13 protein-coding genes are annotated in these 17,084 nt (G+C 69.5%); 9 read left to right on the plus strand and 4 right to left on the minus strand.

From position 1 onward, the window contains the following. Window positions 1–34: 34 nt before the first annotated feature. The 4 genes from dnaK to L3i22_RS00430 all read left to right on the plus strand — a co-directional run bounded on the left by dnaK (window position 35) and on the right by L3i22_RS00430 (window position 4,224). Window positions 35–1,891 carry a molecular chaperone DnaK gene (gene dnaK / locus L3i22_RS00415; protein WP_221325028.1) on the plus strand — a complete coding sequence of 619 codons (1,857 nt, stop codon included), beginning with the start codon at window positions 35–37 and terminating at the stop codon, window positions 1,889–1,891. Beyond that, window positions 1,888–2,487 (plus strand): nucleotide exchange factor GrpE, encoded by a 600-nt coding sequence (gene grpE / locus L3i22_RS00420; protein WP_221325029.1) that lies wholly within the window; start codon window positions 1,888–1,890, stop codon window positions 2,485–2,487. Before dnaK ends, grpE begins: the two co-directional genes overlap by 4 nt. A 73-nt stretch (window positions 2,488–2,560) precedes the next feature. Next, window positions 2,561–3,760: a molecular chaperone DnaJ gene (gene dnaJ / locus L3i22_RS00425; RefSeq protein ID WP_221325030.1), complete on the plus strand. Its 1,200-nt coding sequence runs from the start codon at window positions 2,561–2,563 to the stop codon at window positions 3,758–3,760. Window positions 3,761–3,780: 20 nt separating this feature from the next. Further along, window positions 3,781–4,224 (plus strand): heat shock protein transcriptional repressor HspR, encoded by a 444-nt coding sequence (locus tag L3i22_RS00430; protein ID WP_221325031.1) that lies wholly within the window; start codon window positions 3,781–3,783, stop codon window positions 4,222–4,224. A gap of 73 nt (window positions 4,225–4,297) precedes the next feature. On the opposite strand, the gene L3i22_RS00435 is transcribed toward L3i22_RS00430, so the two are convergent. From L3i22_RS00435 to L3i22_RS00450, 4 genes are all read right to left on the minus strand, one after another. After that, entirely contained in the window at window positions 4,298–4,744 is a 447-nt protein-coding gene (locus L3i22_RS00435) for a hypothetical protein (RefSeq protein WP_221325032.1), read from the minus strand. A gap of 199 nt (window positions 4,745–4,943) precedes the next feature. Beyond that, window positions 4,944–6,152, minus strand: coding sequence for a cation:proton antiporter (locus L3i22_RS00440; RefSeq protein WP_221325033.1), 1,209 nt, complete (start codon window positions 6,150–6,152; stop codon window positions 4,944–4,946). A gap of 6 nt (window positions 6,153–6,158) precedes the next feature. Then, window positions 6,159–6,656 (minus strand): cation:proton antiporter regulatory subunit, encoded by a 498-nt coding sequence (locus L3i22_RS00445; protein ID WP_221325034.1) that lies wholly within the window; start codon window positions 6,654–6,656, stop codon window positions 6,159–6,161. Between the two features lie 43 nt (window positions 6,657–6,699). Beyond that, window positions 6,700–7,905, minus strand: a complete 1,206-nt coding sequence (locus L3i22_RS00450) for a sugar efflux transporter (protein ID WP_221325035.1) — start codon at window positions 7,903–7,905, stop codon at window positions 6,700–6,702. Window positions 7,906–8,063: 158 nt separating this feature from the next. Here L3i22_RS00450 and clpB point away from each other — a divergent pair, with 158 nt between their 5' ends. The 5 genes from clpB (at window position 8,064) to L3i22_RS00475 (ending at window position 17,019) form a co-directional block, all read left to right on the plus strand. Beyond that, window positions 8,064–10,649: an ATP-dependent chaperone ClpB gene (gene clpB / locus L3i22_RS00455; RefSeq protein WP_221325036.1), complete on the plus strand. Its 2,586-nt coding sequence runs from the start codon at window positions 8,064–8,066 to the stop codon at window positions 10,647–10,649. 660 nt (window positions 10,650–11,309) lie between these two features. Continuing rightward, window positions 11,310–13,124 carry a hypothetical protein gene (locus L3i22_RS00460; protein ID WP_221325037.1) on the plus strand — a complete coding sequence of 605 codons (1,815 nt, stop codon included), beginning with the start codon at window positions 11,310–11,312 and terminating at the stop codon, window positions 13,122–13,124. Window positions 13,125–13,346: 222 nt separating this feature from the next. Continuing rightward, the gene (locus L3i22_RS00465) at window positions 13,347–15,047 is read left to right on the plus strand and encodes a hypothetical protein (RefSeq protein ID WP_221325038.1); all 1,701 of its coding nucleotides are present in this window, start codon (window positions 13,347–13,349) and stop codon (window positions 15,045–15,047) included. A gap of 1,147 nt (window positions 15,048–16,194) precedes the next feature. Then, window positions 16,195–16,359, plus strand: coding sequence for a hypothetical protein (locus tag L3i22_RS00470; protein ID WP_221325039.1), 165 nt, complete (start codon window positions 16,195–16,197; stop codon window positions 16,357–16,359). A 282-nt stretch (window positions 16,360–16,641) separates the two neighbouring features. Continuing rightward, window positions 16,642–17,019: a helix-turn-helix transcriptional regulator gene (locus L3i22_RS00475; RefSeq protein WP_067701749.1), complete on the plus strand. Its 378-nt coding sequence runs from the start codon at window positions 16,642–16,644 to the stop codon at window positions 17,017–17,019. Window positions 17,020–17,084 lie beyond the last annotated feature (65 nt).

The raw sequence follows: 17,084 nt of genomic DNA on the forward strand, positions 1-17,084 counted from the left end.
TACGACACAGCCGGTAATCGAAGCGAGGAACACCATGGCACGTGCGGTCGGCATCGACCTCGGCACCACGAACTCCTGCGTCAGCGTTCTGGAAGGAGGCGAGCCCACCGTCATCGCCAACGCGGAGGGCTCCCGGACGACGCCGTCGATCGTGGCCTTCGCCCGCAACGGTGAGGTGCTCGTCGGCGAGGTCGCCAAGCGCCAGGCGGTGACGAACCCGGACCGGACGATTCGTTCGGTCAAGCGGGAGGTCGGCACCAACTGGTCGATTGACATCGACGGCAAGAAGTACACCCCGCAGGAGATCTCCGCGCGGGTGCTGATGAAGCTCAAGCGCGATGCCGAGGCGTACCTCGGTGAGCAGATCGCGGACGCGGTCATCACCGTCCCGGCGTATTTCAACGACGCGCAGCGTCAGGCGACCAAGGAGGCCGGCGAGATCGCCGGTCTGAACGTCCTGCGGATCGTGAACGAGCCGACCGCGGCCGCCCTGGCCTACGGCCTGGACAAGGGCACCAAGGAGCAGACCGTCCTGGTCTTCGACCTCGGCGGCGGCACCTTCGACGTCTCCCTGCTGGAGCTGGGCGACGGCGTCATCGAGGTCAAGTCGACCTCCGGTGACAACCACCTCGGTGGCGACGACTGGGACCAGCGGATCATCGATCACCTGGTCAAGACGTTCCGCGGTGAGCACGGCATCGACCTGTCCCAGGACAAGATGGCCCTGCAGCGTCTGCGCGAGGCCGCCGAGAAGGCCAAGATCGAGCTGTCCGCGGCGACCACCACCAGCATCAACCTGCCGTACATCACGGCCGGGGCGAACGGCCCGCTGCACCTGGACACGTCGCTGTCCCGGGCCGAGTTCCAGCGCATGACGCAGGACCTGCTCGACCGGTGCAAGGGCCCGTTCGAGTCCGCGATCAAGGACGCCGACGTCAAGCTCGCCGACATCGACCACGTCATCCTGGTCGGTGGCTCGACGCGGATGCCGGCCGTCACCGAGCTGGTGCAGAGCCTGATCGGCCGCGAGCCGAACAAGGGCGTCAACCCGGACGAGGTCGTCGCCGTCGGCGCCGCGCTGCAGGCCGGCGTGCTCAAGGGCGAGGTCAAGGACGTCCTGCTGCTCGATGTCACCCCGCTGTCGCTGGGCATCGAGACCAAGGGCGGCATCATGCACAAGCTGGTGGAGCGCAACACCACCATCCCGGCGCACCGCTCCGAGGTCTACACCACGGCGGACGACAACCAGCCCTCCGTGCTGATCCAGGTCTACCAGGGCGAGCGCGAGATGGCCGCCTACAACAAGAAGCTCGGCACCTTCGAGCTCTCCGGCATCGCGCCCGCGCCGCGTGGCGTGCCGCAGATCGAGGTCTCCTTCGACATCGACGCGAACGGCATCGTGCACGTGTCCGCCAAGGACCTGGGCACGGGCAAGGAGCAGAAGATGACGATCACCGGCGGCTCCGCGCTGCCGAAGGAAGACATCGAGCGGATGATGCGCGACGCCGAGTCGCACGCCGACGACGACAAGAAGCGGCGTGAGGACGCGGAGTCCCGCAACCTGGCCGAGCAGCTCCAGTGGCAGACCGAGAAGTTCCTGGCGGAGAGCGGCGACAAGCTCCCCGAGGACAGCAAGAACAAGATCGGCGAGGCGCTCGGTGAGCTCCGCGGCGCGCTCGGCGGCACCGACATCGAGAAGATCAAGTCGGCGCACGAGCGGCTGTCCCAGGTCTCGCAGGAGGCCGGTTCGCTGCTCTACTCGCAGAGCGAGGCCCCGCAGGCCGGTCCCGCGGGTGAGGGTGCGCCCGGCGGCGCGACCGGCGCCGGCCCCACGGCCGGTGGTGGCGACGACGTCGTGGACGCCGAGATCGTGGAGGACGACAAGAAGTGAAAGCCAAGGACGACGACATCGACGGTCCGGCGACCGAGCGGGAAGTCATCCAGGGCGAGATCGACACGACCGAAGAGGCTCCCCAGAAGAAGCGTGGCGCACACCGCGCGCCCGACGAGGAGGACGGGACTCCGGTGGTCGAGGAAGCCAAGCCCGCCCTCGGTGCCGAGCTGTCGGCGCTGCGCAACGAGCTCGACGAGCGGACCCACGACCTGCAGCGGGTGACGGCGGAGTACGCCAACTACCGCAAGCGGGTCGACCGCGACCGGGGCGCGGCGGCGGAGCAGACCACCGGCGCCGTGCTCACCGCGCTCCTGCCGGTGCTGGACGACATCGACCGGGCTCGCGAGCACGGTGACCTGGTCGGGCCGTTCGCCTCGGTGGCGGAGCAGCTCACCGCGGTGACCGGCAAGCTCGGCCTGGTCGCCTTCGGCGAGAAGGGCGACCCGTTCGACCCGAATCGCCACGAGGCGGTCGCGCACCAGACGTCCGCGGACGTCACCGAGCCGAGCTGCATCGAGGTGATGCGGCGTGGTTACACGCTGGGCGAGCGGCTGCTGCGCCCGGCGATGGTCGCCGTCGCTGATCCGGAGTGAGTTTCCGATTCGGTCCCGCCCGCCGGTTCTCCGGCGGGCGGGACCTCACCCGTAAGTTGAGGAGGGAGGCCGAGTGAGCTCGAAGGACTGGCTCGAGAAGGACTTCTACGCCGTTCTCGGCGTGAACAAGTCCGCCTCAACCGACGAGATCAAGAAGGCGTACCGGAAACTCGCCCGCGACCTGCATCCCGACCGCAACCCGGACAACAAGGAAGCGGAAGAGAAATTCAAGGCCGCTTCCGAGGCGTACGACGTGCTGGCCGACGACAAGAAGCGCAAAGAGTATGACGAGATGCGCTCCCTGTTCGGCTCCGGCGCGTTTCGTCGTGGCGCGGGCCGGCCCGGTGCCGGTGGCGCCCAGTTCGATCCGTCCGACCTGTTCGGCGGGTTCAGCGGGGCCGGCGCGGGTGCCGGGGGCGCCGATCGCCGGTTCGGCGGCACCGGCTTCTCGGACATCTTCAGCTCGATCTTCTCCGGCGGTGGCGCCGGCACTCCGGCCGGGCGGCGTGGCCCGCAGCGCGGCCGGGACGTGGAGACCGAGGTGACGCTGGACTTCGCGCAGGCCGTGCGGGGCACCACGCTCCCGCTGACCCTGCGCACCCCGGGCGCCTGCGACACCTGTCACGGCAGCGGGGCGAAGCCCGGCACCACGCCGCGCGCCTGCCCGAAATGCCAGGGCACCGGCCTGATCTCCAGCAACCAGGGTTCGTTCAGCTTCTCCGAGCCGTGCCGGGACTGCCAGGGCTCCGGCAGCATCGTGGACGAGAAGTGCCCGGAGTGCCGGGGCAGCGGTGGCGTCACCAAGAGCCGGACGATCAACGTGCGATTCCCGGCCGGCGTCGCCGACGGGCAGCGGATCCGGCTGTCCGGCCGCGGCGAGCCGGGTGACCGGGGTGGCCCGGCCGGCGACCTGTACGTGCAGGTCAAGGTGCGTCCGGACGACCTGTTCGGGCGCAGCGGCGACGACCTCACGCTAACCGTGCCGATCACCCTGGCCGAGGCCGTGCTCGGCACCGACCTGCGGGTGCCCACCCTGGACAATCCGGTCACGCTGCGGGTGCCGGCGGGGACGCCGAGCGGTCGCAAGCTGCGGGCCCGGGGCAAGGGCGTGGCCCGCAAGGAGGGCCAGTCGGGCGATCTGATCGTCACCGTCGACGTGCAGATCCCGTCCGGCGTGACCGGTGAGGCCCGGGACGCGCTGGAGACGTTCGCGAAACTCACCCCGCCTGCCGGGCGGGAGCGGCTCGAAGCGCGCCTGCGCAAGGCCGTCTAGGGACCTTCCGGAGGTGGCACATGTATGAAGAGATCAGCATCTCGGTGGAACAGGCCTCCGACGCGAAGGTCCTGATCATCTCGGTGGCCGCCCGGCTCGCCGGGATGCACCCGCAGACGCTGCGGCAGTACGACCGGCTCGGCCTGGTGCAGCCCGGCCGGGCCGGCGGCGGCGGCCGGCGGTACAGCGAGCGTGACGTGGCGCTGCTCCGTGAAGTGCAGAAACTGAGCCAGGAGGAGGGCGTCAACCTGGCCGGCATCAAGCGCATCATCGGCCTCGAGCAGCTGGTCGGTGACCTGCAGCACCGGGTCGCCGAGCTGGAGCAGCAACTCGACGACGCGTATACCCGGCTGGCCCAGGTGGAGGCGATGAATCCGTACACGAACCGGGGTGATCTTGTTCGTCAGGAGACCCACTCGACGGCTCTCGTGGTCTGGCGCCCGCGTCGCTCACCGGACAGATGAGCGGTTCCGAACACAGAACGGCGGCCCTCCGGATGTCGGAAGGCCGCCGTCACTGCATGTAGTTACCGACTGATTACCGTCGGTTGAAGAGGCCGACGCGGCGCGGGTTGCGCACCAGGCCGCCCTCCATCCAGTCGTGGTGGTCGAACAACTCCGGCCGGGTCATCAGGACCCGGCAGTTGTGCGCCCAGATCTGCATCGGCTCGTCGCCGACCTGCTCGGCGCGCTCCATGAACTTCTTGAGCCGCCGTTTGCGCTGGCTGGTCGCGTTCTGTCGAACGCCGTCCGCCGCGTAGATGTACATACAGTGCTGCGCGAACCGCCGGGCCGGGCACTGCCGGTCCATGGCCAGTTCGAACAGCGTCGGGCCGAGCACGTCACCGGAGATCAGCAGGTCCCAGTCCCGTGGCATCGAGCTCAGTGGTACTGCCTCGGGGTGGTAGGCCCACGCCTCCAGTTCGGCCGGCCGGGGATCGACCGGGTTGTCGAACCCGCTGAAAGTCGCCTCTCGCACACTCAACGCCGCCGCCTTATTCACCCGTTCGTACCGCGACAAGGATCACACTGTCCGTCGCACGTGTCGAACGTCCCAATACAGAGAGTCGTCGCGGCGCAACGGTAGCGCGATCAAGGGATGAACGGAAGTGTCAAGTGTTCACATTCAGATACTGGACAGTAACTTTTGGCTCGGTTCCTGGTCGCATCGGTGGTTACCAAGATCACTCAACGCTGGGCAGGGGTTTTGCCGTGGAACGCTGTGCGGCCATCCGTCTGCGCACCAGCTTCTTGAACCACGCGTAGTCCGGCAGGCGGGCCAGCATCGGGCCGGAGATGACCGTGATCAATACGTACGCGGTGGCGAGCGGAGCGAGTCGCGGCTCCACCCCGGACGCGACCGCGAGCCCGGCGATGACCACCGAGAACTCGCCGCGCGGGGTGAGCGCGAGCCCGGTCCGCAGCCGCCCGGGCAGCGCGATCCCGGTGCGCCGGGCGGCCAGGTAGCCGGTCGCGACCTTGGTCAGCATCGTCAGCACGGCCAGGCCCAGCGCCGGGAGCAGCACCGGCGGCATGTCGGCCGGGTCGGTGGAGAGCCCGAAGAAGACGAAGAACACCGCCGCGAACAGGTCCCGCAGCGGCGACAACATCTCGGTGGCGTGGTGCGCGACCGGCCCGGAGAGCGCGATCCCGACCAGGAACGCGCCGACCGCCTCGGAGACCTTCAGCTCGGCGGCCACCCCGGCGACGAACAGGGTCAGTCCGAAAACGCTCAGCAGTAGCGCCTCCGGATCCTTCACCGACATGAACCGGCTGATCACGGTGCCGTACCGGATCGCCACCACCAGCACCGCGACCACCGTGACCACCGCCACACCCAGCGTGCTCAGGCCGCCGAGCAGCCCCGCGCCGGCCAGCACCGCGGTGGCGATCGGCAGGTAGAACGCCATCGCCAGGTCCTCGATGACCAGCACCGAGAGGATCACCGGGGTCTCCCGGTTGCCGAGCCGGCCCAGGTCGCCGAGCACCTTGGCGATCACCCCGGACGAGGACACCCAGGTGATCCCGGCCAGCACCAGCGCGGCCTTCGCGTCCCAGCCCAGCAGCAGCGCGAACAGGGCGCCGGGCAGCGCGTTGAACAGCATGTCGATGACCCCAGCCGGCGCCGCCGAGCGCAGGTTCCCGACCAGCTCGTCGGCCGAGTACTCCAGACCGAGCATGACCAGGAGCAGGATCACCCCGATCTGGGCGCCGATCCCGATGAAGTCCTCGCTGGCCGAGAGCGGGATCAGGCCGCCGTGCCCGAACGCGAGGCCGGCCAGCAGGTAGAGCGGGATCGGCGACAATCCGAACCGCCGGCCCGCCCGGCCGAGCATTCCGAGGCCGAACAGCAGGGCCCCGATCTCGATGAGCAGGACCGTGGTGTGATGCACGACCGGTCAGCCGTGGGTGTCGCCGGCCAGGATGGCGGTGACGCCGTCCAGGCCGTCGCGGGTACCGACGGCGACGACCACATCGTTCGCCTCGAACTGGAAGGACGGGCCGGGCGAGGGGATCACCTCGCGGTCGCGCAGCACGGCCACGATCGACGCGCTGGTGCGGGTGCGGGCCCGGGTGTCGCCGAGGAGGCGGCCGACGAACGGCGAACCGGCCGGCAGCGCGATCTGCTCGGTGAGCAGCCCGGCGGCCTGCTGGCGCAGACCGGCCAGCTGACCCAGCATCAGCGACGCGCCGAGCACGTCGGCCAGCGCCTCCGCCTCGTCGTCGGTCAGCGGGATCGAGGCCAGGCAGGCATCCGGGTCGTCGACGTCGTAGAGCACCAGGTCCCGGCGGCCGTTGCGGTGGGAGACCACCCCGACGGTACGCCCGGAGGACGTCACGAGATCGTGTCGGACGCCGATTCCCGGCAGCGGAGTCTGTTCCACCCGTACGCGCACGATCACCACGTTAGCCCGCGGAGAGTGACTTTCGTCGCAACCGTCAAGCCTTCTCGGTCTTGATCTCCAAGACCGGTTCGGGCGCCGTGCGTGCCGGCGCTCTCGCAACGGCCAGGAGAAGCAAACCCAGAAGGGCAAGACCCAGATTCATGACGTACGCGAGTCGGTAGTCGAACTTCTGGGCGATGCCGAACAGGGGTGCCGCCAGAATCTGCCCGAGTGGGAAGGCGTTGGTGAACATGGTCGTGGCCCGTCCCGGATGCGCGGGCATCAGATCCTGGACGTACGAGATGCCCAGCCCCGAGCAGGCCGCGATGAACACCGCGTTCAGCACCTGGGCCGCCGCCAGCATCCACACCGAGCCGGCGACCGCGGCCATCGCCTGATACGCCACCCCGAACCCCGCGCCGATCAGGATCAGCCGGCGCAGCGGCACCCGGGTGCTGAGCGCGCCGAAGCCGAGCATCAGCGGGATCTCCAGGGCCGCGCACAGCCCGAGGACCAGGCCGGAGTCGCCGATCGTGCCGTGCAGGTCGGTGCTGACGTACAGCGACATCGCCTGCACGCCGAGAACCATCGTGGTGGTGATCAGGACGAAGCCGCCGATGATCGGGTACATCACGCGCGGCGGGCGGGCGTCGTCGGGCCGGCCGTCCTTCGTGGTGGGGGCGGGGGCCTCGATCTCGGGCAGCCATCGTGTGGTGATCAGGGCCGCGACCAGGTAAAGGACGGCGGCGGTGCTATAGACGTACCGAAAATCGGTTTTGTCCAGAATGATGGCAGCGACCGGCGGGCCGCCGACCCAGGCGATCGAGAAGACCGTGCGCAGGGCGCTGATCCCCATCGCGGCCCGGGTCGGATCCTCGCTGGTCAGGACCTGTCGGGCGTACGCGAAGGACTGGGGGTAGAGCGAGCCGGCGATCGCCGTCGCCGTCACGGTCAGCGCGAGCAGGACCCAGTAGTTGCGGACCACCGAGGTCAGCCCGGTGCCGGCGCAACCGGCCAGGGCCGCCGCGATGAGCAGCGTCCGTCGCATCGGGCGACGGTCCGAGACGCGGGCGATCAGCTGGGACATCGCGACGCCGGAGAGCGAGGCGACGATCAGGAACGCGGAGACCTGTACCGGACCGGCGTGCACCGCGGTGCTGAGGAAGAGCCCCAGGAACGGGCCGACCACCGCGGTGGCGATCCCGGAGGCGAGGAAGATGAAGCCGAGCGGGAGCAGCCGCCGCGACAGGAGGCGCGTCACTCCCTGCACGTTACGGCGCTTCCGTCGGAGAGCGCTCTCGGCGGTGGTGTCCGTCACCCCGAGATTTTCCGGCGCCCTTTGCTGGGCAGATTAAAGTTGAGTGAAATACGCTCAAGTCTGTTGGGTTACACCCGGTGGGACGCCGATCAGGGGAGCTCATGAACGCCGAACGTTTGACCACCAAGAGCCGCGACGTGATCAAGGGCGCCGTGGCCAACGCCGCACAGAGCGGGCACGCCACGGTCGAGCCGTGGCACATGCTGCTCGCGCTTCTCGACACCGCCGGGTCCACCGCGCCCGCGCTGCTCCGGGCCGTCGGCGCCAACCCGGCCGACGTCCGCCGGGCCGCGGCCCGCGCCGTCGAGCAGCTGCCCAGCGCCCGCGGCTCGAGCACCGCCGAGCCCAGTCTCTCCCGCGAGTTCGTCAACGCGATCGGCGAGGCCGAGCTGATCGCCAAGCCGCTCGGCGATGAGTACATCTCGACCGAGCACCTGCTGGCCGGCCTGGCCCGGGTCGGCGGCGCGGTCGGCCAGACGCTGAAGACCGCCGGTGCCACCGAGGAGGCCCTGGTCACCGCGTTCCCCCAGGTGCGGGGTGGGGACCGGAAGGTGACCAACGCGGATCCCGAGCAGACCTACAAGGCGCTGGAGAAGTACAGCGTCGACCTGACCGCGCTGGCTCGGGACGGCAAGATCGACCCGGTGATCGGGCGGGACGCCGAGATCCGGCGCGTGGTGCAGGTGCTCTCCCGGCGTACGAAAAATAATCCGGTTTTGATCGGAGAGCCCGGTGTCGGCAAGACCGCGATCGTGGAGGGCCTGGCCCAGCGGATCGTCGCCGGTGACGTGCCGGAAAGCCTGCGCGACAAGAAACTGGTCTCCCTGGACCTCGGCGCGATGGTCGCCGGCGCGCAGTACCGGGGCCAGTTCGAGGAGCGGCTGAAGAGCGTGCTGGAGGAGATCCGCAGCTCGAACGGGCAGGTCGTGACATTCCTCGACGAGTTGCACACGGTCGTCGGCGCCGGCAAGGGCGAGGGCTCGATGGACGCCGGCAACATGCTCAAGCCGATGCTGGCCCGTGGTGAGCTGCGGATGGTCGGCGCCACCACGCTGGATGAGTACCGCGAGCACATCGAGAAGGACCCGGCGCTGGAGCGGCGCTTCCAGCCGGTCGTGGTCGGCGAGCCGACCGTCGAGGACACCATCGGCATCCTGCGCGGGCTCAAGGGTCGCTACGAGGCGCACCACCGGGTGCAGATCACCGACGCCGCGCTGGTCGCCGCGGCCAGCCTGTCCGACCGCTACATCAGCGACCGCTTCCTGCCGGACAAGGCGATCGACCTGATCGACGAGGCCGCCTCCCGGCTGCGTATGGAGATCGACTCCCGGCCGGTCGAGCTCGACCAGCTGCAGCGCCAGGTCGACCGGATGCGGGTGGAGAAGCTCGCGCTCAGCAAGGAGACCGACCCCGCGTCGGTGGCCCGGCTGGAGCGGCTCGACCGCGACCTGGCCGACCGCGAGGAGGAGCTGACCGCGCTCAATGCCAGGTGGGAGCGCGAGCGCGGCGGGCTGAACCGGGTCGGTGAGCTGAAGAAGCAGCTCGACGAGGCGAAGGCGGCGCAGGAGCGGGCCCAGCGTGACGGCGACCTGCTGCAGGCCTCCCGCCTGCTCTACGAGGTGATCCCGGGCCTGGAGAAGGAGATGGAGGCCGCCGCCGAGACCGAGGAGGAGGACGCCGAGCCGCCGATGGTCAAGGAGGAGGTCGGCGCCGACGACATCGCCGAGGTGATCTCCGCGTGGACCGGCATCCCGGCCGGCCGGATGATGGAGGGCGAGACCGCCAAGCTGCTCCGGATGGAGGAGTCCCTGCAGGCCAACGTGATCGGCCAGCGGGAGGCGGTGGCCGCGGTGGCCGGCGCGGTCCGGCGGGCGCGGGCCGGCATCGCCGACCCGGACCGGCCCACCGGCAGCTTCCTGTTCCTCGGCCCGACCGGTGTCGGCAAGACCGAGCTGGCCAAGGCGCTGGCCGGGTTCCTCTTCGACGACGAGCGCGCGATGGTCCGGATCGACATGAGCGAGTACGGCGAGAAGCACTCCGTCGCCCGGCTCGTCGGCGCCCCGCCCGGATACGTCGGGTATGAGGAGGGCGGCCAGCTGACCGAGGCGGTGCGGCGTCGGCCGTACAGCGTGGTCCTGCTCGACGAGGTGGAGAAGGCCCACCCGGACGTCTTCGACGTGCTGCTCCAGGTGCTCGACGACGGGCGGCTCACCGACGGCCAGGGCCGTACGGTCGACTTTCGCAACGCCATCCTGGTGCTGACCTCGAACCTGGGCTCGGCGACCGCCGACTTCACCATGAGCGACGAGGAACGAACCGACGAGGTGCTGGCCGTGGTCCGGGCGCACTTCAAGCCGGAATTCCTGAACCGGCTCGACGACATCGTCGTGTTCCACGCCCTGACCAGGAACGACCTGGTCCAGATCGTGGACCTCCAGCTCGGCCGGCTGCGGGCGCGGCTCGCCGAGCGGCGGCTCACGCTGTCGGTGGCCGAGCCCGCGGTGGACTGGCTGGGCGAGCACGGGTATGACCCGATCTACGGCGCGCGGCCGCTGCGCCGGCTGGTCCAGGCCACGATCGGGGACCTGCTGGCGAAGGCGTTGCTGGCCGGGGAGATCCAGGACGGCGACACCGTGGTGGTCACGCTGAACCCGGCGAAGGACGGGCTGTCGGTCCAGCGCGGCTGATCTTCCTACTTTCCTTGCACAGAAGGGCCCCGGTCTCCCGGGGCCCTTCTGCTATGCCACTGACCTGCTATGACACCGACTCTCGATGCCGGTATGCGTGGGTCATCAGGAAGTCGGTGATGGCGTGCTCGCCGTCCGCGGACCAGATGCGGATGCCGTCTCGATGGAGTTGATATCGGACATCTTTGAATCGGGTCCGGGTGTCGTCATGGTGAACGACGGTCAGGGTGTCTGCGTGCGGCATGGGACTCACCGGTCCTTGTCAGGTCTGGGGCGGCCGCGGTGTGGTCACGCGGCCGGCGCAATCGGGAAGGTGCCCGGATTCGGTCTGCCTCGGCCCCGGCTATGTATGAGCGGGGCGGGCGACTCGTGTGGGCAAGGGGCGTCGTCGAAGGTCTCTGGTCCCTGACGGACGCCACGAGATGCAAGTCTAGGTGCTGTCGTCCAGCCATGTCGCCCCTCGAACGAGCGACCCTTTGCGGGCATTTGCGTCATCGTCGCCCGATGTTGCCACAGCGTTGCCCAGCGTGCGTGCCGGTCGCGGGACCTGGTTCGAGACCGATACCGTGAATGGATCTAGAGGAGGACTCTGTGACCGTTCCCACATATCCGCCGCCGCCCTACTCGGCGGCGCCGCCGCCACAGGGTCGCCCAGTTACCGTGACCGTTGCGTCGGCGCTGCTCTTCATTGTTGCCGTGGCCCAGGTGGGGTATGCGATCCTCGCCTTCGTCGGGCTCGGCCAGGCCGGGCAGGTCTACGACGAGGCGTACAGCGGCACGGAGCTCGACGGGCTCGGCGGGGGCATCGTCGGATTCTCGGTGATGCTGGTCGTGCTCTATCTGATCTTCGCGATCGGGTTGGGGCTGCTCGGCTTCTTCAACCTTCGCGGTAAGCAGCCGGCGCGGGTGATCACCTGGGTCGTCTCCGGGGTGCTGATGTGCTGCGCGGTGCTCGTGCCGGCTACGACGACGGTGCTGGTCAGCGACTTTGCGGAAGTGGTCGCGGGGCAGTCGTCGGGTGGGTCGAGTGGGCTGCCTACCCAGCGGGAGTTGGATGCTCGGCTTGCGGGGGTGGTGCCGGACTGGCTCGGGACGGTTGGGGTCTGGTTCACGGTGCTCACTTTGGGGGCGCTGATCGTTGCGGTGATTTTGCTGGTGGTGCCGCCGTCGAATCGGTACTTCCGGAAGCCGGTGGGTGGATGGAGTCCGTATCAGCCGGGGTTCTCTGGGGGGTATGGGCAGCAGCCAGGGTTTGGGCAGGCTTATCCGGCGGGTTATGGGCAGCCTGGTTTTGGCCAGCCTGGACAACCGGGCTTTGGTCAGCCGGCTCAGCCCGGCTTTGGCCAGCCTGGTTTTGGTCAGGCCGGCCAGCCTGGTTTTGGTCAGTCGGGTCAGCCCGGCCAGCCTGGCTTTGAGCAGCCGGGGCAGCCGGGGCAACAGCCCGAGCAGTCGGGTCAGGCGGGCCAGTTCGGTGCCCCTGGGCAGCAGCCCGGTCAGCCGGGCCAGTTTGGCGCGCCTGGCCAGTTCGGTCAGCCCGGACAAATCGGTCAGCCCGGGCAGCCTGCGCAGCCGGGAGCCGGCCATCCTGGGCAGCCCGGTTTTGGGCAGCCTCAGCCGGGGTTCGGTCAGCCCGAGTTCGGTCAGCCGGGGTCGCCCCAGGCCGGGCAGCCGGCTTTCGGGCAGCCGGGGTCGCCGCAGGCCGGGCAGCCGGCTTTCGGACAGCCGGGGCAGCCCGCGCCCGGTCTGCCGCCGTACCCGGGTCAGCCCTCCTACGGCCCGCCCGCCGGGACCCAGCCGTACCCGGGTCAACCTGGGCCGTACCCGGGAAGCGCCGGCACCTACCCGCCGCCCGTTCCGCCGGGTGAGCCCGGCAACCCGTGGCAGCCGTCGTCCGCGCCGCCCTCGTCGACGCCGCCCTTCTCCGGGCCGCCGTCGTATGGGCCGCCGTCGTACGGACCCCCGGCCTATGGCCCGCCGGCCTATGGCCCGCCGGCCTATGGACCTCCGTCTTACGGCCCCCCGGCTTACGGGCCGCCCTCTTATGGGCCGCCTACCTACGGGCCGCCGGCCTCGCAGGCTCCGGCTTCGCCGCTGGACGAGTTCGGTCCGCCGAGTGACCCCTGGCAGTTGCCGCCCACACCTACCGACCCGCCTTCCGGGGCGGTGCCCGGCACGTCCACCGACGCATCGGCTTCGGCGCCTGGTCCGGTCTCTGACTCGCCGGCCGGTTCGGTGTCCGACGCGCTGCCTGGTTCGTCGGCCGGTTCGGTGTCCGACGCGCTGCCTGGTTCGTCGGCCGGTTCGGTGCCCGACTCGTCGTCTGGGTCGTTGCCCGGGTCGTTGCCCGGGTCGTCGTCTGGTGAGCAACCTCCTTCTGCTGCCTCGGCCTCCGGGGAACAGGGCGAGCAGCCGCCGGCCGCGCCCCACTCCGCTCCGCCCGCCGATGAGCAAAGGCCGCCGCGCGACTCGGCCTGACCATCGGCGTCCGCCCATCCTGCCCGACGTTTTTCCGAACCGGCCCGCTTGTCCACAGGCGGGCCGGTTCGTTTATCCACAGGCGCTCTGGTCCGCCCGCGGCGGGTGTTCGATACGCGATAGGTTTCTGCCAGCCGAACACCGCGGGAGCCATCGATGTCGTACGCAGCCATGCCACCCGTCACCGCGCCTCCGCCGCCCGGCGGCGAGCGACCGCCTGCCGTGACGACCGCGTCCGTCCTGCTCTGGCTGATGGGCGCGGCCGGCCTCTGCTATGCCGTTGCCACGGTCGCCATCGCCCCCGGCACGGTCAGCCGGTTCCGGGATGCGGCCACCGGCGAGACCGCGGACAACTTCGTCACCGTCGTCTGGCTGGACGCGGCACTCGCCGCGGTTCTGTCGATCCTGTTCTTCGCGCTCTTCGCGGTGCTGGGGCTGGGCCTGCGCCGGGGCAGCCGGGTGGCGCGCACGGTTGCGCTGGTGCTGTCCGTGCTGGGCACGCTCGGCGGCCTCGCGTCGTTCCTCACGGTGCTGGTGCAGCGCTCCGGCGACCCGGCGCCGGGGTCGATCAGCGACGCGCTGAGCTCGGCGTACCCGGAAGGTTGGATCGGCCTCAACATCGTCGTCTCCGCCCTCCAGGTCCTTGCCTACCTCGCTGTCGGCGCCATGCTCCTGGTCGCCCCACGCACTTTCTTCGGCCACGCCCCCAAGCAGTCCCACAACCCTGCCTACGGCCCCCAGCCCAACCCGTTCGGCGCCCCCAACCCGTTCGGCCCGCCCGGTGCGGCAGGCCCGTTCGGTCCGCCCGGTGCGGCCGGTCCGCCCAGCCCGTTCGGCCCGCAGGCCGGCCCCTATGGCCCGCCGACAGCCTTCGACGGTTCGTCGGCCGGCTATGGCATGCCGGGCACGCCTGGCGGTCCCGCCTCGCCTTACGGCCCGCCGACTGCTCCAGGCGGCTCGGCCTCGCCTTATGGCCCGCCGAGCACCTCTGGCGGCCCGGCCTCGCCTTATGGCCCGCCGACCGCCCCAGGCGGCCCGGCCACGCCTTTCGGAATGCCGACCGGACCCGGTGGCCCAGCCGCGCCCTACGGAATGCCGACCGGACCTGGCGGCCCAGCCGCGCCCTACGGAATGCCGACCGCTCCCGGTGGCCCGGCGTCGCCTTACGGTGCGCCGACTGCCCCTGGCGGCCCGGCGTCGCCCTACGCCCCGCAGCCGGGCATGCCCCACGGATCGCAGCCGGGGCTGCCGTATGCGACGGCGTCTTCCTGGGCGCCTTCCGGCGAGACGGCCCCTCCGTTCTTCCCCGGAACTGCGTCCAGCGATTCCTCGGGAACCCCGTCGGGCTACGCGCCCCCGGTGCAGAACTCCCCGTATGCACCCCCTGGTCCAGCCGGGTTCACTCCGCCCGTGCCGCCGTCCGTAGACCCTTCGGCCTACATGCGGCCCATGCCCACGCCACCGGCCGTCGGCACCCCGTCAGCGCCGCCCGCCGTAGACCATTCGGCTCACGCATCGACCGACCAGCCGCCCGCCCTACAGAGCGGCTATCCACCGGTCGGCGGCTTCTCGCCCCCGTCGCCCGCAGCCACCCCGTCGACCGGCGCACCCGTCGACGCGCAGGCCGCAGCGTCGGACGGCAATGCTCCCGTTAGCACCCCTGACCGCGCCAGCTCGACCGTCGCACCCGAGGCCGCTGCGCCCCAGGCATCCCAGACCACTGCCGCAGATGCAGCGCTCAAGAGCAGCGAGTCTGCGAGCACTGCGCCTGCGAGCACGGCGCCTGCGGTCGCGCCCGAGGACAGCGCGTCGAAGGCAGTGCCCGAGGGCTCTGCGGCTGAGACTGCCGGGTCTGGGGCTGCCGGGTCCGGCCTTACAAGTTCGTCGGAGGACAACAAGTCCACGGATACGCCCAACCGCTAAGACCGCGCCTGAGGGCACGGCAGCCCGGCGCCCGCTACCGGCGAGATCGGGCCGGGGATCGGTGCGGTGCTGGTCCGGTTCCGGCTGCAGAGGGCGGGGCTCGGCCTCGGCTCGTCTGTGGGAGGGCCGGCTGCGGGCGTTGGCGCGGCTCGGCTCCGGCTAGATCGGGCTGCGGGGATCGGTGCGGCTCCGGTTCGGTTCCGTGTGTGAGCGATGCGCGGTTCCGCGTGGGCGGGGCGCGGCTTCGGGTGTGGGCGGGGCGCGGTTCCGCGCGTGGGCGGGGCCGCGGCCTCGGGTGTGGGTGATGCGCGGCTTCGCGCGTGGGCGAGGCACGGTTCCGTGCGTGGGCAGGCCGCGATTTTGGCCGGGCCGGGGTGTGGCTTCGGCTGTGGGTGTCAGCGGGGGCTCCAAGGCGACTCCCCGAAGAACAGGCGCGGGCGCGCACCGATCGACCTCTCTGAGATTGGTTCGCGTCTCTGGCGGGTACGACCATGCCTCAGTCGGGTGACCCGACCACGACCTCTCCCGACAACCCCAGGGCGGAAATTTTTTCCAGTGATGCTGATAAGTGGCTGAGTCCCAACGACGATCGTCAGCCACCGTGACGCAGTGTCCGGGCACCATCCCAGACGTGACTTCGGCTACAGAGAGTGGCCAAGGACACATCAAGGACCGTCCACGGCCGGATGATCCGACGCCGAACCGGCCCGCGCCTGGATCCGATGACGAATACTGCCGGTTGTCATCAGAGTGACCATGCGGAAGGACGGCTAGATCCGGTTCCGTATCGACGACTGTGGGTCACTCGAACGGGTACAGACGGTTTCCTTCACCGTCACCCGATCGGCTGTCCGGATACCACTAGATCGGCCATCCGGTGGGTGTTTTCGCCTGGATGGACAAACGTGATTCCTGGGGTTCACAGCACTCTCACAGCGCGGCTACCAGGTCATCTTGAGGGGTGGATGGGTACCGTGGCGGTGTTAGCTGCTTTGAGCTGCATCTATGGTCGCCGGAAAGGTCGAGACCCGTTGTCTGATCGGTAAACCTTCTTTACAGAGGCATGTAGAGACCTGGGTCAATAGTTCGGTTCCGCCCCGGCGGGGCGAAAGATTCCGGTTTCCTTCAAGCCAGTACGCTCGATGTCATGAAGGCACGGCACGACCTGGGTAAATTCATCACTGAATTGCCCGTCGCGCAGCGTGGCGTCGTGCTTTCATCGGGTCGTGAGGCGCGTAGCGACCTGTTGATCGCGCAGCGTGGCGTGATGATGTCGACGCGTTCCGTGCCGAGCATCGTTGTCAGTCGGTGAACCGAAACAATCGATGAATCGACAATGTGGGTTGGCTCACCCTCCAGAAGGGGATCGAGAGCTCGACACGGATGGGTAGCGACCAAGTGGCGGCTGAGGCGTTGCAGGAGGCAGAGACCGAAGTCGGTGCGGCGGAAAGGTTGATCGGATGGGCGGCGCGGTTCGAGAGTCCGACTCGCGTCAGCGATCAACCGACACGGTGATCGATGTCGGCCTTACGGCCTGAAAGTTAACCGGTTCGTTCCTGCGTACATGCAGGAGAATCGATGCAGTTGGGGAAGGATGGAGATCGTGGGAACTGCGTTGGCGGAAATGACGATGCCTCAGATCTCGCCGCTTGCCGGCGAGCCGATTGAACGCGCTGACGCCGAGCGCCTGGCGGGAGTGCTGAAGGCGCTCGCCGACCCGGCCCGGCTGCGGCTGCTCAGCCTTATTCAGTCCGCGACGGACGGTGAGGCCTGTGTCTGCGACTTGACGGCTCCCTTGGGCCTCTCGCAGCCGACCGTGAGTCACCACCTGCGGATCCTGACCGAGGCGGGTCTGCTGGAGCGGGAGAAGCGGGGCGTGTGGGCGTACTACCGCCTCGTGCCTGCCGCTATTGCCACCATTGCGGACCTGTTGACGCCGCCCCGCAAGCGGGCGACGAAGAAGGCTCGCTGATCCGTGGGCAATGCCTGGCGTCACTGAAACATGGGGGCGTGACGCCAGGCCGAAGACCTCTTCCC

This window comes from Actinoplanes sp. L3-i22 (assembly GCF_019704555.1).
Taxonomy (GTDB): Bacteria; Actinomycetota; Actinomycetes; order Mycobacteriales; family Micromonosporaceae; genus Actinoplanes.

What these genes read in the sequence shown, in the direction of transcription:
- L3i22_RS00475 (WP_067701749.1), top strand. Translation starts at nt 16,642, where the DNA reads ATGGAGATCGTGGGAACTGCGTTGGCGGAAATGACGATGCCTCAGATC.
- L3i22_RS00430 (WP_221325031.1), top strand. Translation starts at nt 3,781, where the DNA reads ATGTATGAAGAGATCAGCATCTCGGTGGAACAGGCCTCCGACGCGAAG.
- L3i22_RS00470 (WP_221325039.1), top strand. Translation starts at nt 16,195, where the DNA reads ATGAAGGCACGGCACGACCTGGGTAAATTCATCACTGAATTGCCCGTC.
- clpB (WP_221325036.1), top strand. Translation starts at nt 8,064, where the DNA reads ATGAACGCCGAACGTTTGACCACCAAGAGCCGCGACGTGATCAAGGGC.
- dnaK (WP_221325028.1), top strand. Translation starts at nt 35, where the DNA reads ATGGCACGTGCGGTCGGCATCGACCTCGGCACCACGAACTCCTGCGTC.